Origin of the sequence: Nonomuraea sp. NPDC050153 (assembly GCF_044460125.1) — a bacterium.
Taxonomy (GTDB): domain Bacteria; phylum Actinomycetota; class Actinomycetes; order Streptosporangiales; family Streptosporangiaceae; genus Nonomuraea.
Map to the genome: position 1 here is coordinate 87,149 of NZ_JBITJQ010000031.1, position 18,206 is coordinate 105,354.

Consider the following 18,206-nt stretch of genomic DNA (forward strand, 5'->3'; position numbering starts at 1 on the left):
ACTGTGAGGTGCCAGTCTACTGGGGGCTTCTCATGAACCCGATGGGCCGTACCACTATCTGGACGATCAGACGGTGGTCTCCTCGGCGACGTCCAGGCGCGAGTGCGCGGCCAGGGCCTGGAGTGCGCGCATCGCGGCGCCCGCGTGGTTGCCCCAGGTGTTGAAGTAGGAGTACTGCCACCACCAGAGCGCCTCGTGGGGCCGCCCCGCGTGGTAGTGGCGCAGGCCGTGGATGAGGTCGGCCGCGACCGCGGTCAGGTCGTCGGAGAGCCGGTAGGGCGTGACGCCGGTGTCCTTGTACGGGTCGAACACCTCGGCGTAGTCGTCGACCGGCCCCAGCCGCTCGGCCAGCGCGGTGCGCACGCCGTCGATGTCGGGATCCTCGCTCATGGCCGGCTCGTAGTTGCCCGCGAGGATCACGTCACGGTTGGCCCCGAGTTTGGCGCCGGCCAGGCTGACCTGCGCGACCTCCACCAGCAGCAGCGACCAGATGGCGTCGCCGCCCTCGCCGCCCGCGACCCTGGTCAGGCCGTCAACGTAGTCCTGCGCATGCCCGGAGATCTCTTCCGCCAGCGCACTCCACTGGTCAGACATCCAGCAGCCTCCGTCCTTCGAACGCGCGGCCCAAGGTCACCTCGTCGGCGTACTCGAGGTCACCGCCAACAGGCAGACCGCTGGCCAGTCGTGTCACTTTGATGCCCATCGGCTTGACCAGACGGGCGAGGTAGGTAGCCGTCGCCTCGCCCTCGAGATTGGGATCGGTGGCGAGGATGAGCTCGGTGACCCGGCCATCCGCCAGACGTGTCATGAGCTCGCGGATGCGCAGGTCGTCGGGGCCGATGCCGTCGATCGGGCTGATCGCGCCGCCGAGCACGTGGTACGTGCCGCGGAACTCGCGCGTCTTCTCGATCGCCACGACGTCCTTCGACTCCTCCACCACACATATCACGTGGGTGTCGCGGCGCGGGTCACGACAGATCCGACACTCCTCCTCCGAGGCCACGTTTCCGCAGACCCGGCAGAAGCGGACCTTCTCCTTGACCTCCAGCAGAGCGTGCGCCAGCCGCTTGACGTCGGCTGGATCGGCCGCCAGCAGGTGGAACGCGATCCGCTGCGCGCTCTTGGGACCGACGCCGGGCAGCAGGCCCAGCTCGTCGATCAGATTCTGGACGACACCCTCGTACATGCCTAGAACCCTGGCAACTGTCCGAGACCGCCGCCACCCAGCCCCTGGGCCAGCGGGCCGAGCTTCTCCTGCTGCAGGTCGGCGGCCGCGCGGACGGCGTCGCGGACGGCCGCGATCACCAGGTCGGCGATCGTGTCCGCGGTGTCCTGCGCGTCCCCGGCGTCGATCACGCTCGGGTCGATCTTGAGCTCCAGCAGCTCGCCCGAGCCGTTGACCACGGCCGTGACCAGGCCGCCGCCCGCCGAGCCCTCGATCTGCGCGTCGTTGAGCTCCTGCTGGGCGCTCACAAGCTGCTGCTGCATGAGCTGGGCCTGCTCCAGCAGCTGCTGCAGGTTGACATCCCCTGGGTTCACCGTCGTGCGCTCCTCGTGGCTCCGCGTTCTTGACTGCCACGAGCCTACGGGGTTTGGGCGTCGTCCTGTACTGGTGCCGCCCTACCTGGGATGTTTTTTGGCCGGATCTCGGCCCCCCTCCAGCGTCCGAGACCCGGCCAGCACGTCGGCGGAGCGGCCGCACCACGCCGACGCGTTGGTACAGGAAGTTAACGACTCGAACGTTGCACACACGTTGCGTTCATTCAATCACCCTCTGCAATCCCCCCGAACGACTTGCGCGGACCACTCATAAGACGGATGCTCTTTGTTGACTACTTGGAGTGACCAATGAGTTACGCCCACCTTGATGCGTACTCGCGCCTGCTACGCGGAGCGCACGAAGCGGCGGCGGCCGGCGGCCCGCGGCCGGAGCTGCCCCGCCGCCTGATCACGGCCTCCTGGCAACGGTCGCTGGAGGCCGGGATCGATCCGGAGGGCAAGAGCGCGCCCCTGGTCGTCGACCTCTCCCGCATCAAGGACATCCGCCAGGCGCATCTCCTGCAGCCGCTGCTGCCCCTCATCGCCCAGACGCTCTCCAGCCTGGCCGACGAGGTCCTGATCGTCACCGACGGAGACGGACGGGTGCTGTGGCGTGAGGGCAACCACGCGATCATGCGCCAGGCAGACCGGATCGGTCTGGCCGACGGGCACCAATGGGCCGAGGGCACGGTCGGCACCAACGGCATCGGCACCGCGCTCGAAGCGGGCCAGCCCGTGCACGTGTACTCGGAAGAGCACCTCATGCGGGTGCTGCACATCTGGTCGTGCAGCGCCGCCCCGATCACCGACCCGGACTCTGGCCTGATCGTCGGCTGCGTCGACGTCAGCGGCACCTCGCGCAGCCTCCACCCCGCCACCGTCGCGCTGGTCGCCGCCACGGCCAAGCTCACCGAGACCCAGCTCGCGCTGCGCATGCACGAACGCGACGAGCGCCTGCGCCGCCGCTTCGAGTCCCTGCGCGGGCGGCCCGGGGTCCTGCTGTCGTCCACCGGCCGCGTGCTCTCCGGCGACCCGGCCGGCACCCTGGGCGAACGCATCCTCCTGTCCGGCCAACGGGTGATACTCCAGGACGGGTCCGCCGCCGTGCTCGAACCGTTCTCCGACGGCTTCCTGCTGCGTCTCACGCCGTCCGCGGCGCCTCCCACGCTCGCCCTGGCCTTCCTGGGCGAGGGGCAGCCCGTGGCCACGTTCGGCGAGCTCGACCGGCCGCTCTCGCTCCGGCACGCCGAGATCCTGGCGCTGCTCGCGCTGCATCCGCACGGCCTGACGGCCGAGCAGCTCTCGTTCCACCTCTACGGCGACGACGGCAACCCCGTGACCATCAGGGCGGAGATCCACCGGCTGCGGGCCCAGCTCGGGGAGGCCATCGCGGCCAAGCCGTACCGGCTGACCTGCCCGGTGGAGGCCGACTTCCTGGAGGTCCGCCGCCACCTGTCGGCGAACGACACGCGCGCGCTGGCCCGCGCCTACCGGGGCCCGCTGCTGCTCCGCTCGGAGTCTCCGGAGATTCGCCGCGAACGGGACGAACTGGAGGCGCAGGTACGCGCGTGCCTGCTGCGGCACGGGTCGCCGGAGGAGCTGTGGGCGTACGCGCAGACCTGCAACGGCCGCGACGACTACGAGGTCCTGGAGCGCCTGGCCGCCCTTCCCTCGACCGACCCCCGCTCCGCGGCCGCCCGCTCCCGCCTCTGCCCCTGAACGCTCAGGCGCGTCCTCGGGCGTGGCCTGACGCGTGCCCTCAGGTGTGGTCGATCTCGCCGATCACCTGTGCGCCGAGCTCGCGTTCCAGCAGGGCCATGCCTGACACCGCGTCCACGTCGGCGTCGGCGTCGTTCAGGGGGTCGACGTCGTCCGACTCCGGGCCCTTGTTACGGGCTGGGACGGTCTCCGGCCAGGCCGCGGCACCGCCACGGGCGGCCGGGACGCGGGGACCCGCCTGGGCCGCGGCCCGCGCCGCCGACCTCGCGGCGGCCAGTCCGCTCCCGACCGTCGCGCCGGAGGGCTGGTGGGCGGCGACGGAGACGGTGTTCGTGGGGTCGGGGGCCGGCGGGGAGCCGGGGCTGAGGTCATCGGGGGCCTCGGGCCAGGACTCGTCCGTGGTCTGATGTCCGTTGGTCGCGGCCGGGGGGTGGCCTGGGCCGGGCTCCTGGGCGTCCCCGTCGTCCTGGGACCCGCCGTGGGAGGCCGTACGCCCTTGGGGACCGTGAGCACCCTGCCCACCCTGAGCGCCCGGCCCGCCTTGAGCACCCTGGGCACCCGGCCCGACCTGGGCGCCGGGAACGCCGGCAGGTCCGGGCGGACCTGAGGGGGCGGCCTGCGGGCCGGTGGAACCCGGCGCCGCGCTGTGGCCTCCTGCCGGGCCGCCGTGCGACGGCGGGCGGGGAGCGCTCCGGGACGGGGCCGGGGAGCCGCCGACGACCGCCTCGACGCGCCACGTACCGCCGAGCACGTCGACGAGCGCGCCGGCCACGACGGCGTCCTTGCCGCCGCCCGTGAAGTTCTTCATCGCGCCGACCTGGGTGAAGCCCAGGGTGACGACGTTGCCTTCCACGCCCACGACCTGGGCGTTGGTGCTCACGTTCGCCCAGACGACGATGCTGCGCTGCTTGAGCGCGGCCAGCACGGCGGCCCACTGCGCCTGTATGGCACCCGCGCCACCGCCGGTGGGCGCGCCGCCTCCGACGGGAGCGCCGCCGCCGGGCTGTCCGCCGCTTGCCGCCTGGGGCGCGCTCACGGCCGGGGCTGCCTGCGTCACGGGAGGCGAGCCCGGACGAGCGGTCTCGGGCCAGTCGTCAGCCCCCGCGGCACCGGAACCGGCAGCGGTGGCCTGGGCCGCCACTTCACCCGCGCTCCCGGCGCCGGCCGGAGCCGGGACGCCGCCCTGGCCGGCCGAAGCACCCGGCCGAGGAACAGGCACCGCACCGGAACCGGGTACGGAGGCCGTACCGGCTGAACCGGAAACGGGCGGGCCAGAAACAGGCGGGGCGGAAACGGACGCGACCGGGGCGGACGCTCTCGCGGCCATCTGCGCGACGGCACCACCGCGCTCAAGGCGTTCGAGGCGGGCGAGCAGCGCCTCCTCACCCTGCGCGGCGCCCGGGAGCAGGACGCGGGCGCACATCAGCTCAAGCAGCAGCCGAGGCGAGGTGGCGCCGCGCATCTCGGTGAGACCGGCGTTGAAGACCTCGGCCGCCCGGGTGAGCTCCGCCGGGCCCATCGAGGCGGCCTGCTGCACCAGGCGCTCCAGCTCGTCGGCGGGCCGGTCGAGCAGGCCGCTCGACGCCGCCTCGGGGACGTTCGCCAGGATGACCAGGTCGCGGAAGCGTTCGAGCAGGTCGGAGGCGAAGCGGCGGGGGTCGTGGCCGCCCTCGATCACCCGGTTGACCGCGTGGAACACCTGCCCGCCGGCACGCGCCGCGAACGCGTTGACCACCTCGTCGAGCAGGTCGCCGTCGGTGTAGCCGAGCAGGGAGACGGCCTTGGCGTACGTGATGCCGTCCTCCTCGGCCCCGGCGAGGAGCTGGTCGAGGATGGACAGCGAGTCACGCGCCGAGCCCGCGCCCGCCCGCACCACGAGGGGCAGCGCGTTGGGCTCGAAGGGCACGCTCTCGGAGGTGAGGATCTCCTCCAGCAGCGCCCGGAGCGTCGCGGGCGGCATCAGCCTGAACGGGTAGTGGTGCGTACGCGACTTGATCGTGCCGATGACCTTTTCCGGCTCGGTCGTCGCGAAGATGAACTTCAGATGCGGCGGGGGCTCCTCGACGAGCTTGAGCAGCGCGTTGAAACCCTCGCGGGTCACCATGTGCGCCTCGTCGATGATGTAGATCTTGTATCGCGCGGAGACGGGGGCGAAGAACGCCCGTTCCCTCAGGTCACGCGCGTCGTCCACGCCACCGTGCGAGGCGGCGTCGATCTCGATGACGTCCAGGTGGCCGGGACCGGTCGGGGCGAGCGCGACACACGACTCGCAGACACCGCACGGGTCGGGCGTAGGACCCTGCTCGCAGTTGAGGGAACGCGCCAGGATGCGGGCGCTGGAGGTCTTGCCACACCCGCGAGGACCGCTGAACAGGTAGGCATGGTTGATCCGCCTCGTACGCAGCGCCTGCCGCAGCGGGTCTGTGACGTGCTCCTGACCCTTGACCTCGGCGAACGTCCCGGGCCGGTACTTGCGGTAAAGCGCAAGGCTCATGCGACCATCCCGCCTGCGAGGGGGCTCTCAACGAAGAGACCCCTCGCACACCCGCCAGAGCCCGCTTATCCTTGCTGCCTTCCGGCCCTGGGGAGGTTCACAGGATGACGCCGCGCGAGGGGTCCCTGCACAGTCTAGCCGGATGCCGCAGTGCTTGCTCCACCCCGGAAAAGGTGGTCTGCGCACACCCAGAAGTCCGGTAAGCTCGTCGACGGAGGATTCGCCTAGTGGCCGAGGGCGCACGCTTGGAAAGCGTGTATAGGGCAACCTATCAGGGGTTCAAATCCCCTATCCTCCGCGCCTGGTTGAGGCAGTAAACGCGAAGGGGCCGACCCCATCCAAGTCGGCCCCTTTTGCTATTCCAGTCTTCTTCGGAGGGCTCACCTCCCTCCCAGAGCAAGCCCTGCGAGCCCTGATCCGCGAATCACTCGGCGCGCGCCACGAGCCCCGCCACCTCTGGCTCGTCAACGAAATCCCCCGCACCCCCGGCGGCAAACCCGACAAAGCCGCCCTGCAGAACCTCGCCAACGGACCTACGTGATCGAGCGGCGCTCGACCCAGCCGGTCGCCGTGACCGGGCCGCCGTCCCCCGGTTTGGGCAGGCCCGTGGCGGCGGTGACGTGATCACCGTGTGAGGTCGGGTCGTCTGGCGTGCGGGGTTTGCCGGGGCTCGTCTATGGTCCCGTCCGTGGAGGACCTGTTCGGCGGGGCCGCGCCGTACTACGCCAGGTACCGCCCGGGATACGGCCAGGCGGCGATCGGGCACCTGGCGGAAGCGTTCGGCGCGGACAGCCGGGTGCTGGATCTCGGATGTGGCCCCGGGACGATCGCGATCCCGCTGGCGCGGCGGGTGACGGCGGTGCTCGCGGTGGACCCCGCGCGGGAAATGCTCGCCGAGGGGAGGCGCCTGGCCGGGGGCCTCGCCAACATCGCCTGGTTGCGCGGCGACTCGACCGTTCTGTGGGCGTTGCCGCCGTTCGAGCATGTGGTGATGGGCCGGTCGTTTCACTGGATGGACCGCGGGTCCGTGCTGGCGGAGCTGGACGGACTGCTCCCACCCGGCGGCGCGGTGGCCCTTGTCGGCCCGGCGAGGCAGCGGGGAGAGCCGTGGCAGCCGGACTCGCAACCGTGGCAGCCGGTCGAGAGGCGGGTGTGCGAGGAGTTCGGCCTCGACATCCGCACGGCGGCCGATTCCTTCCACGCCACCGGCGAGCATCATCACGACCTGCTGGCCGCCTCGCCGTTCAGCGGCGTGGAGTCCCGGGTGTTCGGCCGACGGCTGACCTGGGACGTGGATGGGCTGATCGGGCTCCAGCTCTCCTACTCCTACAGCTCGCCCGCCCGGCTCGGCGACCATCTGCCCGCCTTCGTCGGGGCGCTGCGGCGAGCGCTGCTCGCCGACAATCCGGTCGGCCGGTGGGAGCAGGAACTGGTGACCGAGGTGCTGATCGCCCGGCGGCCCGGGCGCTGACGGTTTCGCCGGCAATCGTTGTCCGGACGATCAGATCAGGCCGGTCAGGTGGCCACCATGGCCTTTGAGCGGTCGGTGGCCATGTGGATGGCGAAGACGCCGAGGACCGTGCCCGTGACGTAGCGCTGGACGCGGAGCCAGAGGGGGCGGCTGCCCAGGAAGGCGGCCAGGGCGCCGGCCGAGATGGCGATCAGGCCGTTGACCGTGGTGGCGACGACGATCTGGACGGAGCCGAGCGCCAGGCTCTGCAACAGCACGTGACCCATCGACGGGTCGATGAACTGCGGGAGCAGCGACAGGTACAGGATGGCGATCTTGGGGTTGAGCAGGCAGGTCAGCAGCCCCATGCCGAACAGCTTGCGCGGAGGCTCCGGCTCCAGTTGGCGCGGCTGGAAGGCCGAGGTGCCGCCCGGCTTGAGGGCGTTCCAGGCCAGCCAGAGCAGGTACGCGGCGCCGGCGAGCTTGAGTGCCGTGTACGCGGCCGGTACGTACGCGAAGACGGCCGTCAGCCCCAGGCACGTCGCGGTCAGGTAGAGGGTGAAGCCGAGGAAGACGCCGGTGAGGGAGATCAGGCCGGCCCGGCGGCCCTGGGCGATCGATCGCGAGATCAGATAGACCATGTTCGGCCCGGGGGTGAGAACCATACCCAGCGACACCAGTGCGATCCCGATCAAGCCACCCGTCATGTCGGCAGATTAGCCGAAATATCCGGTTTTTTGCATCTTGATTTGTCGCGCTGCGTATTCGCCCCGTCGCTGGGGAGTAGGGAGACATGCAGTTCGACGACGACGCGCAACTCGACCCGTCACAGGTCGAGGACGTTCGGGCCTCGGGTCCGCAGCCGGGCAGGGGCGGGATGCCGGGCGGGTGCTCCCTGCCCATCGGCGGCCGGGGCGGCTGTGGCGGCTGTCTGCTGCTCATTCTGGCGGTGGCCGCGCTGTTCCTGTTCGGGATCGTCCCCTCGCCGTTCAGCGGCCAGGGCCCGCAGGAACGTGGCCCGCAGGAAGGCGGGCAGCAGCCGCCCGCCCCGACCACGGCCGCCCCGACCGGCAACCTGGCGGCGCGGTGCCGCACCGGCGCCGATGCCGAGCAGTCCGAGGACTGCCGGATCGTCGGCACGGTCAACAGCATCCAGACATACTGGCGGCAGGCGTTCCAGGAGCGCGGCAAGACGTACACGCCCGCCAAGACCGTGCTCTTCTCCAACGCGGTCAACACCGGCTGCGGCACCGCCGACGCCGCCGTGGGCCCCTTCTACTGCCCCGCCGATCGCAAGGTCTACCTCGACCTGTCGTTCTTCAACACGCTCCAGCGGAACTTCGGCGCCGAGGGCGGTCCGTTCGCGCAGGCGTACGTGGTCGCCCACGAGTACGGCCACCACGTCCAGAACCTGCTCGGCACCATGAACAGGGTCGGCCCCAACAGCAGGCCGGGCGCCGAGAGCCCATCGGTACGGCTGGAGCTGCAGGCCGACTGCTACGCGGGCGTCTGGGCGCACAACGCGGTCAAGACCGGCTTCTACCGGGAGCCGTTCTCCCAGGCGGACATCGACCAGGCGCTCAGCGCGGCCTCGGCGGTCGGAGACGACAGCATCCAGCGGCGCACGCAGGGCCGCGTGACCCCGGACGCCTTCACCCACGGCACGTCGCAGCAGCGGGAGAAGTGGTTCACCGTCGGGTACGACAGCGGGGACCCCAAGCGGTGCGACACGTTCTCCGGAGGCATTTGACGCGGCCCTGTGGGGAAGCCGCCCGCAGGCTTCCCCGGTGGCGTGATCCACAGAATCCAGCGACGCACCACCGGCAAAATCGATCCTGAATCGTTCACGCACGGCAGCTTCGAGCAACGCGTCAACGCCTTCCAGCGCGGCTGCAAAAACGGCGGAGCCACCGCCTGCGAACCGGCAGACCTGCGTTGACGCTCCCGGACAACGCAAGGAATCGGATTCTCTCCTAAAATCGGTGGGGTGATCTTCAAGCTTGTCGGCGACGGACGCCCTTATCCCGACCACGGCCTCTCCAACCGGGAGTGGGCGCAGATTCCGCCACGGCAGGTCCGGCTCGACTCGTTGATCACCACGAAGGCCGTACTGGACCTGCACTCGTTGCTCGCCGCCGACTCCACCTTCTACGGAGACCTTTTCCCGCACGTGGTGCAGTGGCAGGGCGAGCTCTATCTGGAGGACGGCCTGCACCGCGCGTTGCGCGCGGCGCTGCACCAAAGATCGATCCTGCACGCCAGGGTCCTTGAGCTGCCCAACTGAGAGAAACGAAAAGGGAGCCGCGAATCCCGCGGCTCCCTTTTCGTATGCGCGCACGTCCGGCGGCCCGGGTTTCCAACATCATTCATCGAAAAAACCGCAGCCCTGCTTGGGCCCGCGTCTCTCAAACGAGGGCCGTGGCATCGAGAAACTGGAGATAGTTCCAGTAAGTTCGCTGTTCGCTGGGCGATCATCCATAGGCCGGGTGGAGCCCGCGATGGTTTTCTGGCGCCATGAGATCCATGACCGCCGAAAGGCGCACGGTCGTACCCGCCCGCGAAGGCCGTGCCGTGCGGGTGGCCGCGGGCCGGCGCGTGAGCGTCGTCGATCTGGAGGGCGGCCAGGTCGGTGATGTCTTCGCCTTCATCCCCGCATCCGCCGGGGCCGGCGGTTTCGCCGAAACCCTGACCGAGCATCTGAGCGCCGCCCACACCCGCGGCTCCACGAACCGGCTCTTTCCCGCGGTGGGGCAGCAGTTCGTCACCGACCGCCGCCGCCCCGTCCTCACCCTGGTCTCCGACACGTCCCCGGGCTGGCACGACATGCTGATCCCGGCCTGCGACCCGGCCCGCTACGCCGCGCTGGGCGTGGAGGGCGGCCACGCCTCCTGCGCGGACAACCTGAACCGGGCTCTGGCCGGAATGGGGCTGTCCGTCCCGTTCACCCCGCAGCCGGTCAACGTGTTCATGCGCATCCCCGTGGAGGACGACGGGCGGCTCCGCTGGCTGCCGGCGGCCAGTCGTCCGGGAGACGCGATCACCTTCCGGGCGGACACGGACTGCGTGGTCGTGGTGTCCGCCTGCCCGCAGGACCTCGTGGACATCAACGGCGGCGAGCCGACGCCGCTGGCGATCGACGTCCTGCCCTGACCCGCGACACCCTTTCAAGGAGCGAGCTCCCATGACCGACACCCTCATCGGCTCCGGCCATCCGGCGTTGCGGCCCGAACGGATCGGGCGGCTCACCCTGGCCAACCGCCTGGCGGTGGCCCCCATGACCCGGGTCTCGGCGGCTCCGGACGGCACGCCGACCCCCGAGATGACCGACTACTACACCGCGTACGCCCAGGGCGGCTTCGGCCTGCTGATCACCGAGGGCACGTACACCGACACCGTCTACAGCCAGGGCTACCTCAACCAGCCGGGCATCGTGTCCGGCGAGCACGTGGCGGCCTGGCGGGAGATCACCGAGCGGGTGCACGCCGCCGGGTCGCGGATCGTCATGCAGCTGATGCACGCCGGCGCGCTGTCCCAGGGCAACCGCCACCGCGACGACACCGCGGGCCCGTCGGCCGTGCCTCCGCGCGGGGAGAAGATGCCCGAGTACGGCGGCAGCGGAAGGTGGCCGACGCCCAGGGCGATGAGCCTGGCCGACATCGAGACGGCGGTGGACGGCTTCGTGCGGTCGGCGGCGCGCGCCGAGGAGGCGGGCTTCGACGGAGTCGAGGTGCACGGCGCCAACGGCTACCTGGTGGACCAGTTCCTCACCGACTACACCAACCTGCGTGACGACTCCTACGGAGGCCCGGTGGCCGGCCGGGTACGCCTGGCCGCCGAAGTGGTGGCCGCGATCCGTGCCGAGCTGGGCGCGGAGTTCTGCGTCGGCATACGGCTCTCGCAGACCAAGGTGAACGACTTCGTCCACCGGTGGCCGGGTGGCGCCCACGACGCGAAGGTCGTCTTCGCGGCGCTGGCCGAGGCGGGTGCGAGCTACCTGCACATCGCCAGCGAGGGACGGGACTGGATCGAGACCGCTCGTCTGGACGGCGGCGTCACGATCACCGGCCTGGCCCGTCAGGTGACCGGCCTGCCCGTCATCGCGAACGGCGGCATGCACGACCTCGCCCAGGCGGCTCAAGTGCTGTCGGACGGCCATGCCGACCTGGTGTCCGTGGGCCGGGGCGCGCTGGCCAACCCCGACCTGCCGCGACGCCTGGGCCAGGGACTGCCCCCGGCGGGGTTCGACCATATGATGCTGCAGCCCATGGCCACGTTGGGCAACGCCCGTCAGTGGCGGCAAGCGGCGCGGATCTGAGCGGGAAGGCAGGTGGTCGGCGTGACCGACAGCTGGCACCAGGGTGCCGCGGCCGTCGTGACGCTGACGTTCGACGTGGACGCCGAGACGCCGATCCTCGCCCAGGGGCGCCGCTACGCCCAGCACGCGAGCACGATGTCGCACCAGGCGTACGGGCCCGACGTGGGTTTGCCCCGCATCCTGGGGATCCTGGACGACCTCCGCGTCCCCGCCACGTTCTTCGTGCCCGGGTGGGTGGCCGAGCAGCGGCCCGGCCTGGCCGGGTCGATCGTCGAGCGCGGGCACGAGGTGGCGCACCACTCCTACAGCCACCGGGCGCCCACGTCGATGACTCCGGAGGAGGAACGCGCGGACTTCGAGCGCGCGCTGGCGGTGTTCGCCGGTCAGGGCATCGAGATCGCCGGGCACCGGGCGGCGTTGTGGGAGGCGTCGTGGCAGACGGCCGATCTGGTCGCCGAGCACGGCCTGCGCTACGACTCCTCGTTGATGGGCGACGACCGTCCCTACCGGGTCGCGACGCGAACGGCGGACATCATCGAGCTGCCCGTCCACTGGTCGCTCGACGACTGGGAGCAGTACGCCTTCCTGCCGGCGCCGCACGTCGGCTCGGTCATCGAGTCGCCCGCGAAGGTGTTGGAGCTGTGGCGGGCCGAGCTGGACGGGATGCGCCGCTACAGGTGCCTGTTCAACCTGTGCGTGCATCCGTTCCTGTCGGGCCGCCCCGGCCGGGCCGAGGCGCTGCGCCGGTTCATCGAGTACGCGCTCGAATGCGGGGACGTACGGTTCGCCCGGTGCCGGGACGTGGCCGAGGCGGCGGCGGGGGATCCGGACCTGCCCACCCGCCGGCCACGTCCGCCCGCCGCCGACCCGGAGATCTATCCCGGCTGACCACCGGCGACCGGTCACGCCATGGCGTCGATGGCGAGCGCGAGAAACAGGTCCACCCGGTCTTCGGTGCGGCTGATGTCCCTGCCGGTCAGCTCGGCCGCCTTGGCGAGCCGGTTGCGCAGAGTGTTGACGTGGATGTGCAGGGCGGCGGCCGTCGTCGCCCACTGCCCGTCGTGGTCGAGGAAGGCGCGCACCGTCAGTTCGAGGTCGCTGCCGCGCCGGGCGTCGTGCTCGCGCAGGGACGCCAGCAGGTCATGGGAGAACGCGCGCAGCGTGCCCGGGTCGACCAGCCCGAGCAGGAGCCGGTGCGTGCCCAGCTCGGCGAAGCTGCGCACGGCCGGCCCGTTGCGGTTGCGCCGCAGCACCCGGCACGCCTCCCGGGACCGCATGAGCGGCCGGCGCAGCTCCGCCGAGTGCGGCGCCAGGCCGCCGAGCCCGGCGACGGGACGCCGTCCGGGAAACCGCTTGTCCACGGCCCTGACCAGCCGCTCCGCCAGCAGGGACAGCTCCCGCTCCGGCCGGCGCCAGGCGAGCACCGTGACGACGTCCTGGGTGCCGCCCGCCACGACGGCCGGCACCCCCTCGGCGGCGAGGAAGTCGCCGATCACCTGCGCGAGCCCGTGCGGCGTGGCCGCCTCCTCCTCGGCGAAGGCGACCGCGCAGACCGTCAGCGGCCCCGCCGGGTCCACGCCGAACGCCCGTAGCCGCCCGGCCACCTCCGTCGCGCGCCCGCCGGACAGCACCATCTCCAGCAGCTCGCCGGCGAACCGCATCTCGATGGCCTGGACGGCCTGCTGCTTGGCCACCTCCAGGCTGAGGAACCTGGCGGCCTGCTCCAGCGCCTCGCGCTCGGCGGGGGCGAGGCCGGACAGCGGGCGCAGGCAGACGAGCGCCGCGTCGATGTCGCCCACCGCGCCCACGGGGTACAGGGCCGCCGGGCCGTCGCCCAGGTCGAGTTCCAGGGCCGGCGGGTGCCGGGACAGTCCCGCGGCCACGATGCGCAGTTGTTCCTCGTCGAGCTGTGCGCCGGTCGTCGCGAGCAGCCGGGCCATCCGGTCGACCACCGCCAGAGGCAGGTCGTGGTCCTTCGTCAGCACGCGGAGCACGCCGGAGGCGCCGGCTCCGCGTGAGATCGCCGTGGCCAGCGCGTCGCCACGGCGCACCATGCCGATGAGGGCCCGCTGACGCTGGTCGGTGTAGAGCGCGGTGACCGCGTGGGAGATCGCGGTGAACGGCACCGCCTGGGAGATCTCCAGCAGGGGCAGCTCCGCCTCCCCGCACGCCCGGACGAGCTCCTTCGGCGTGCGCGGTGTCTCGGCCCGCAGGCCGAACACGATTCCCGCGGCCCTGGCGCGTTTCACGTTCGCCACGAACTCGGCCGCCGTCACCTGGCCCGTCCACAGGCCGTTGGTCAGGACCAGCTCGCTCTCCTGGACGTACGCCGAGGGGTCGGGCAGCTCGGTGTTGTGGACCCATGCCACCGGCTCGTCCAGCGCGCCCGCCGGCCCGGGGATGAGCACGCGGAGTTCGAGCGTCGCGTCGCCCACCAGGGCATTGAGCGTGAACATGATGTGAATCTAGACACCCTCCGGCGGGATCGCTAGAGGTTTCTCCACTCTCCATGGGGTCCGCTCCGGTGTTCATGTGGTGCCTGTCACACGACGAGGAGGCATCCATGTCACCCAGCCACGACCGGGTCCCACCAGTCGATGGTGCCGCGGAAGCGGTTCAGCAGGACCAGAGGGACACCGCGCCGCGGCCCCATCCTCCGGTAGGTGAACCGGGCGGAGGGACCTTCTACGGTAAGGTTCTCGGCTGCTCTGCCAGATATGCGCTCATGACGTTTTTATCCTTTTGTTGGCGTGGTTGGCGGTCTCGCCGACGTGTCACCTCACCCTGACGACAACCTTGCCTTTTGCGCGTCCCGTTTCGAGGTAAGCCATGGCCTCTTTGGTGGATTCGAACGGAAAGACCCGATCCACGACGGGGCGTATGATTCCCGAGTCGATGAGAGAAGTGATCTCGCGCAGCTGGTCTCCGCTTGCTCGCATGAAAAGAAACGAATAGCTGACGTGACGACGTCGTGCCGCTCTCCTGGTTCGATAGCTCAGAACGCGCATCACCGGCCCCAGGATCCACGGCGAGCCGACCTCTTTCGCGAAATCGGGATCAGGCGGGCCGGAGATCGAGATGAGCTTCCCGCCGGGCTTCAGTACTCGTAGAGACTTTTTGAGCGTCTCGTCGTCCAGGCTGTGCAGAACCACATCGTAGTCATGCAGGATTTTTTCGAAGTCGTCTTTCCTGTAGTCGATCACGACATCAGCGCCGAGGCTCTTCACCAGATCGATGTTCGCCGTGCTGGTCGTTGTGGCCACGGTCGCGCCGACATGCTTGGCCAGTTGGACGGCAAAGGTTCCGACACCGCCGGAACCTGCTTGGATGAAGACCTTCTGCCCCTCCTTCAGCTTCGCCGTCTCGATCAACGCCTGCCAAGCGGTCAAGCCGACCAGCGGGATGGAAGCCGCTTCTTCCATGGTGAGTCGTGCCGGCTTGAGTGCCAGGTCGTCTTCTTTCATCGAGATGAATTCCGCGAAAGCGCCGATTCGATCTTTACCTGGGCGTGCGTAGACCTCGTCGCCAGGCTTGAATCGCCGCACCTGGGACCCGACCCGGACCACGACACCGGCCACATCATTGCCCAGAATGACCGGCAGCCGATAGGGCAGAATGAGTTTGAACTCTCCGTCCCTGATTTTGGCATCAAGAAGGTTCACGCCCGCGGCGTGGACCTGGACCAGGACGTCGTCCTCCCGCGCCTCCGGGTCCGGCATCACGCCCGCCCGCACCTTGTCGCTGTTTCCGTAACCGTCGAGAACGAATGCTTTCACGATATTCCCTCTCTGTAATTTATTGCCGAATGAGAATGACAGGCGCGCGGCGGACTCACCTGTTCGGCCGATCCGATCCGCCAGGATTATCGTGCGAGGAAGTCAAGGTGACCGCTCGATGCCGGGCGGCGACGCCGTCGACGATCCGGGCATCCCAGTCGTCCAGAACCCCGGTCAAGTGGTTGAGGAATATCACTGGCGCGCCGGTCTGCGTTCCGAGTCGCCGGTACGCGAAACTCGTTCCGCCGACATCGACCGTCTCGGTGGGCGCGTCCTTGTATGTGGTATTCACGGTTTCTTCTGTTCAGGCGCCGAGATGGTGGCGGAGCCACTGGCCCACCTGCTGGATCGCCTGGTCCACCTCGGGCACGCGCCCCGCGCCCAGGATGAATGAGTGCTGTCCTTCAGACATCGGGTGGACCTCGGAGGTGATCTTGAACTCCGCAAGCCGACGGCCGAACTGGGCACCGTCGTCAGCGAGGAGTTCGTGCTCGCCGTAGTGGACGCTCGTGGGCGGCAGGCCGGTCAGATCGGCATTGACGAGGCTGATCCGAGGGTCGGTGAAGTCCAGGGCGGGGTCCTGCAGCCATGCTCCGCGGAAGAGCTCGAGTGTGCCCCTGCTGAGCATCTTGTCTGTTTGCTCGTTTTCGTCCACCGCCGCGTTGTGGAGGGTGAGGTCGGTCCACGGTGAGATGCTGACGATCGCTCCGGGGGTCTGTTCGCCGTTGGCGATGAGACGGAGTGGCAGCATGACGGCGAGGGTGCCGCCGATCGAGTGGCCCGTGCTGCCGATGTTTCGTGGCTCGTAGCCTTGTGAGAGCAGCCACCGGTAGGCCGTTTCAGCGTCGTCGAGCTGCGCCGGGTAGGGGTGTTCAGGCGCCAGACGGAAGTCCACGACGAGGGAACGGACGCCTGCCGCCTTGGCGATGTGGCCGGCGGCCTTGCGATCGGAGTGCATCGAGGCGGTGACCGACCCGCCGAAGTGGAAGTGGAGCAGCGCTCGGTCGGGGTCGGCGCCCTCGGGGATGCACCAGAGGGCGGGGACGCCGTTCGCGTCCACTTCGGCGTAGGTGACGCCTTCCGGCTCGGTCGACGCCCGATGGTTCGTCTCGACGATGTCGCGGACGATGGCCAGGTCGAGGCCCGGCGTCGAGGACTTCGCGCTCACGCTCTCAAGGAACCGCGCGAACTGCTGTGCCTGAGGACTTGCTCCCATGGTGACGCTCCTGCTCAATGCGGCGCACGCGGCTCGTGCACCATCTTTGAATTACGACCATACGACCATAGGATGAGACGTCATCCAGATGCAAGGGTTCTGCCGCGTTTAGATTATGATCGTACGAAGATGAGATGCGGCGAGGGCATGTGAGCCCGACCCCAGGAGGAGGTTCGCATGGTGCGGTATGGCAAGGAGCACAAGCAGGCGACGAGGCAGCGGATCATCGAGACGGCCGGCCGCCGGCTCAAGAAGGACGGCATCGACGGCTCCGGGGTCGCCACGCTCATGGCAGACGCGGGACTGACCAACGGCGCCTTCTACGCCCACTTCGCCTCCAAGGACGACCTGGTCGCCACCACCGTCGCCGACCAACTCCGCGAACAGCGCGAAAACCTCGGCGGGGTGGCGCCCGGCCGCGCCGGAGTCGAACAGATCGTGCGTCAGTATCTTTCGGCCGAGCACCGCGACAACCCCGGCGAAGGCTGTCCGTCGGCCGCCCTGCTCGATGAGATCGGCCGCTGCCCGGACACAACCAGGCAGGCCTACACCGAAGGCGTGCTGGCCATCATCGACGACCTGACCGCCCGCCTGGCGCCGCACGATCCGCAATCGGCACGCGTCAAGACGCTCAGCGTCTACGCCGGAATGATCGGGGCAATGCAGCTCTCCCGCGCACTGGCCGACCGGCAGCTCGCCGACGCCGTCCTCGAGCAGGGCATCCAGAATGCCCTCGCGCTGCTGGACGCCATCTAGCAGACCTGGCGCCCGCATCGCCAGGCCGCATCACCGGAGGGCGGCAACCACTTTTTTGAAGTGACCTTGCGGCGATCCTGGGGCCTCCATCCGATCCGGCCGAGCAACCTCGCTGCCTGCCACCCCGTGCGCATCCGATGCCCTAGCTTGGCGGATCATCGACCTTGATCTTGTCTCCTGTGTCGGAGATGAAGATGACCAGCAGTTTGGCCGGTTCTGTCTGGCTGGTGTTCTCCGAGAGCACGTGGTGGGCGCCCGGCGGCTCGACCCAGCCCTCTCCTTGGCGGTAAGTGCGCGCCGGCTCGCCGCTGATCTGGCTGCGCATGGTGCCTTCGAGCACGTACGCGTACACGAAAGCCTGGCCGTGCCGATGCGGCACGGCTCGTGCGCCGGGTGGGAAGCTTGCGATCGCCGAGGTGAATGTCTTGCCCTTGACATTGGGAAGCGCCTGTTCCACCAGAGGCGTCAGCGTCTCGTTCGGTGGCTGCGTCACCGTGGCGGCAACCGGCACCTTGGCAGCGACCCGGACCGTGCCGGTCTCACGCTCCGTCGTGGGAGCGCACGCGGCGGCCAGAGCAACCATGCCGGCAGCCAGGAAGCCACCGGCAAACCCTCCTCGGATCATGACGACTCTCCTAGACTGCACGGATCTTTGAGGCGGATGGGACGATCACGTGGCCTCCCGGCTTCCGGCCCGAAGGGCTCGCTGCGACGGTGTCCGTCGTACCACCGGACACCGCCGAAGCGCTCGCCATCGGCGTGGGGTCCTGGTCAGGCGGAGTGGAGTTGCCTGGGTACGCTGCCCGGACAACTCGACGCCTACCGAGGGCGAATTCAAGCCTTGGTGATGGTCTGTTCAGACGCGGGTCGAGCCGCCCGAGGGCCGCACCACGACGAACCGCGCGACCGGCTGCCGGGCGGCAGGGGCGGCCGTTCACGTA

General features: G+C 69.7%; 19 protein-coding genes, 1 tRNA gene and 1 other RNA gene. 10 read left to right on the forward strand and 11 right to left on the reverse strand.

All coding sequences use genetic code 11. The features are described from left to right. Window positions 1-66: 66 nt before the first annotated feature. The 3 genes from ACIBQ1_RS47330 to ACIBQ1_RS47340 are packed head-to-tail and all read right to left on the reverse strand — an operon-like array spanning window position 67 to window position 1,539. Complete coding sequence (locus ACIBQ1_RS47330; RefSeq protein ID WP_355386941.1) at window positions 67-594, reverse strand: DUF5063 domain-containing protein; 528 nt, start codon at window positions 592-594, stop codon at window positions 67-69. Further along, the gene (recR, locus tag ACIBQ1_RS47335) at window positions 587-1,186 is read right to left on the reverse strand and encodes a recombination mediator RecR (RefSeq protein WP_185069491.1); all 600 of its coding nucleotides are present in this window, start codon (window positions 1,184-1,186) and stop codon (window positions 587-589) included. The genes ACIBQ1_RS47330 and recR overlap by 8 nt, the downstream gene beginning before the upstream one ends. Before the next feature lie 2 nt (window positions 1,187-1,188). Next, window positions 1,189-1,539 (reverse strand): YbaB/EbfC family nucleoid-associated protein, encoded by a 351-nt coding sequence (locus ACIBQ1_RS47340; protein WP_185069492.1) that lies wholly within the window; start codon window positions 1,537-1,539, stop codon window positions 1,189-1,191. A gap of 309 nt (window positions 1,540-1,848) precedes the next feature. Here ACIBQ1_RS47340 and ACIBQ1_RS47345 point away from each other — a divergent pair, with 309 nt between their 5' ends. Beyond that, window positions 1,849-3,258, forward strand: coding sequence for a GAF domain-containing protein (locus ACIBQ1_RS47345; RefSeq protein ID WP_397287995.1), 1,410 nt, complete (start codon window positions 1,849-1,851; stop codon window positions 3,256-3,258). Window positions 3,259-3,298: 40 nt separating this feature from the next. On the opposite strand, the gene ACIBQ1_RS47350 is transcribed toward ACIBQ1_RS47345, so the two are convergent. Together ACIBQ1_RS47350 and ffs are read right to left on the reverse strand one after the other, a co-directional pair. After that, window positions 3,299-5,752: a DNA polymerase III subunit gamma and tau gene (locus tag ACIBQ1_RS47350; RefSeq protein WP_397287997.1), complete on the reverse strand. Its 2,454-nt coding sequence runs from the start codon at window positions 5,750-5,752 to the stop codon at window positions 3,299-3,301. Window positions 5,753-5,783: 31 nt separating this feature from the next. Next, window positions 5,784-5,879: signal recognition particle sRNA small type (ffs, locus tag ACIBQ1_RS47355), an RNA gene on the reverse strand. An 86-nt stretch (window positions 5,880-5,965) separates the two neighbouring features. Between ffs and ACIBQ1_RS47360 the strand changes: the two genes are divergently transcribed. Both ACIBQ1_RS47360 and ACIBQ1_RS47365 read left to right on the forward strand, forming a co-directional pair. Next, window positions 5,966-6,050, forward strand: a tRNA-Ser gene (locus tag ACIBQ1_RS47360). Window positions 6,051-6,440: 390 nt separating this feature from the next. Next, complete coding sequence (locus tag ACIBQ1_RS47365) at window positions 6,441-7,223, forward strand: class I SAM-dependent methyltransferase (RefSeq protein ID WP_397287999.1); 783 nt, start codon at window positions 6,441-6,443, stop codon at window positions 7,221-7,223. 44 nt (window positions 7,224-7,267) lie between these two features. Here the strand turns inward: ACIBQ1_RS47365 and ACIBQ1_RS47370 are convergent, their stop codons facing one another. Next, window positions 7,268-7,909, reverse strand: a complete 642-nt coding sequence (locus ACIBQ1_RS47370) for a LysE family translocator (RefSeq protein ID WP_397288001.1) — start codon at window positions 7,907-7,909, stop codon at window positions 7,268-7,270. A gap of 86 nt (window positions 7,910-7,995) precedes the next feature. Here ACIBQ1_RS47370 and ACIBQ1_RS47375 point away from each other — a divergent pair, with 86 nt between their 5' ends. The 6 genes from ACIBQ1_RS47375 (at window position 7,996) to ACIBQ1_RS47400 (ending at window position 12,405) form a co-directional block, all read left to right on the forward strand. Beyond that, window positions 7,996-8,952 carry a neutral zinc metallopeptidase gene (locus tag ACIBQ1_RS47375; RefSeq protein WP_397288003.1) on the forward strand — a complete coding sequence of 319 codons (957 nt, stop codon included), beginning with the start codon at window positions 7,996-7,998 and terminating at the stop codon, window positions 8,950-8,952. 42 nt (window positions 8,953-8,994) lie between these two features. Continuing rightward, the gene (locus ACIBQ1_RS47380; RefSeq protein WP_397288005.1) at window positions 8,995-9,141 is read left to right on the forward strand and encodes a neutral zinc metallopeptidase; all 147 of its coding nucleotides are present in this window, start codon (window positions 8,995-8,997) and stop codon (window positions 9,139-9,141) included. Window positions 9,142-9,189: 48 nt separating this feature from the next. Further along, entirely contained in the window at window positions 9,190-9,486 is a 297-nt protein-coding gene (locus ACIBQ1_RS47385; RefSeq protein WP_185069514.1) for a type II toxin-antitoxin system VapB family antitoxin, read from the forward strand. A 230-nt stretch (window positions 9,487-9,716) separates the two neighbouring features. Beyond that, window positions 9,717-10,352: a DUF1989 domain-containing protein gene (locus tag ACIBQ1_RS47390; RefSeq protein ID WP_397288007.1), complete on the forward strand. Its 636-nt coding sequence runs from the start codon at window positions 9,717-9,719 to the stop codon at window positions 10,350-10,352. A gap of 31 nt (window positions 10,353-10,383) precedes the next feature. After that, on the forward strand, window positions 10,384-11,517 hold the full coding sequence (locus ACIBQ1_RS47395; protein WP_397288009.1) for a tRNA-dihydrouridine synthase: 1,134 nt from the start codon (window positions 10,384-10,386) through the stop codon (window positions 11,515-11,517). Window positions 11,518-11,538: 21 nt separating this feature from the next. Then, a complete protein-coding gene (locus ACIBQ1_RS47400) occupies window positions 11,539-12,405 on the forward strand; it encodes a polysaccharide deacetylase (RefSeq protein WP_397288011.1) in 867 nt (288 codons plus the stop codon). A gap of 14 nt (window positions 12,406-12,419) precedes the next feature. On the opposite strand, the gene ACIBQ1_RS47405 is transcribed toward ACIBQ1_RS47400, so the two are convergent. From ACIBQ1_RS47405 to ACIBQ1_RS47420, 4 genes are all read right to left on the reverse strand, one after another. Then, complete coding sequence (locus ACIBQ1_RS47405; RefSeq protein ID WP_397288013.1) at window positions 12,420-13,973, reverse strand: PucR family transcriptional regulator; 1,554 nt, start codon at window positions 13,971-13,973, stop codon at window positions 12,420-12,422. A 318-nt stretch (window positions 13,974-14,291) separates the two neighbouring features. Continuing rightward, on the reverse strand, window positions 14,292-15,293 hold the full coding sequence (locus ACIBQ1_RS47410; RefSeq protein WP_397288015.1) for an NADP-dependent oxidoreductase: 1,002 nt from the start codon (window positions 15,291-15,293) through the stop codon (window positions 14,292-14,294). Between the two features lie 55 nt (window positions 15,294-15,348). Beyond that, entirely contained in the window at window positions 15,349-15,585 is a 237-nt protein-coding gene (locus ACIBQ1_RS47415) for an alpha/beta fold hydrolase (RefSeq protein WP_397288017.1), read from the reverse strand. A 12-nt stretch (window positions 15,586-15,597) separates the two neighbouring features. Next, window positions 15,598-16,509 (reverse strand): alpha/beta hydrolase, encoded by a 912-nt coding sequence (locus ACIBQ1_RS47420; protein ID WP_397288019.1) that lies wholly within the window; start codon window positions 16,507-16,509, stop codon window positions 15,598-15,600. Between the two features lie 177 nt (window positions 16,510-16,686). Between ACIBQ1_RS47420 and ACIBQ1_RS47425 the strand changes: the two genes are divergently transcribed. After that, a complete protein-coding gene (locus ACIBQ1_RS47425; protein WP_397288021.1) occupies window positions 16,687-17,265 on the forward strand; it encodes a TetR/AcrR family transcriptional regulator in 579 nt (192 codons plus the stop codon). A gap of 142 nt (window positions 17,266-17,407) precedes the next feature. On the opposite strand, the gene ACIBQ1_RS47430 is transcribed toward ACIBQ1_RS47425, so the two are convergent. Further along, window positions 17,408-17,890: a cupin domain-containing protein gene (locus ACIBQ1_RS47430; RefSeq protein WP_397288023.1), complete on the reverse strand. Its 483-nt coding sequence runs from the start codon at window positions 17,888-17,890 to the stop codon at window positions 17,408-17,410. Window positions 17,891-18,206 lie beyond the last annotated feature (316 nt).

Bases quoted from the DNA above. Each gene is read 5' to 3' on its own strand.
- ACIBQ1_RS47405 (WP_397288013.1), bottom strand. From the start codon at position 13,973: ATGTTCACGCTCAATGCCCTGGTGGGCGACGCGACGCTCGAACTCCGC.
- ACIBQ1_RS47430 (WP_397288023.1), bottom strand. From the start codon at position 17,890: ATGATCCGAGGAGGGTTTGCCGGTGGCTTCCTGGCTGCCGGCATGGTT.
- ACIBQ1_RS47375 (WP_397288003.1), top strand. From the start codon at position 7,996: ATGCAGTTCGACGACGACGCGCAACTCGACCCGTCACAGGTCGAGGAC.
- ACIBQ1_RS47370 (WP_397288001.1), bottom strand. From the start codon at position 7,909: ATGACGGGTGGCTTGATCGGGATCGCACTGGTGTCGCTGGGTATGGTT.
- ACIBQ1_RS47425 (WP_397288021.1), top strand. From the start codon at position 16,687: ATGGTGCGGTATGGCAAGGAGCACAAGCAGGCGACGAGGCAGCGGATC.
- ACIBQ1_RS47345 (WP_397287995.1), top strand. From the start codon at position 1,849: ATGAGTTACGCCCACCTTGATGCGTACTCGCGCCTGCTACGCGGAGCG.
- ACIBQ1_RS47395 (WP_397288009.1), top strand. From the start codon at position 10,384: ATGACCGACACCCTCATCGGCTCCGGCCATCCGGCGTTGCGGCCCGAA.
- recR (WP_185069491.1), bottom strand. From the start codon at position 1,186: ATGTACGAGGGTGTCGTCCAGAATCTGATCGACGAGCTGGGCCTGCTG.
- ACIBQ1_RS47330 (WP_355386941.1), bottom strand. From the start codon at position 594: ATGTCTGACCAGTGGAGTGCGCTGGCGGAAGAGATCTCCGGGCATGCG.
- ACIBQ1_RS47390 (WP_397288007.1), top strand. From the start codon at position 9,717: ATGAGATCCATGACCGCCGAAAGGCGCACGGTCGTACCCGCCCGCGAA.
- ACIBQ1_RS47420 (WP_397288019.1), bottom strand. From the start codon at position 16,509: ATGGGAGCAAGTCCTCAGGCACAGCAGTTCGCGCGGTTCCTTGAGAGC.
- ACIBQ1_RS47350 (WP_397287997.1), bottom strand. From the start codon at position 5,752: ATGAGCCTTGCGCTTTACCGCAAGTACCGGCCCGGGACGTTCGCCGAG.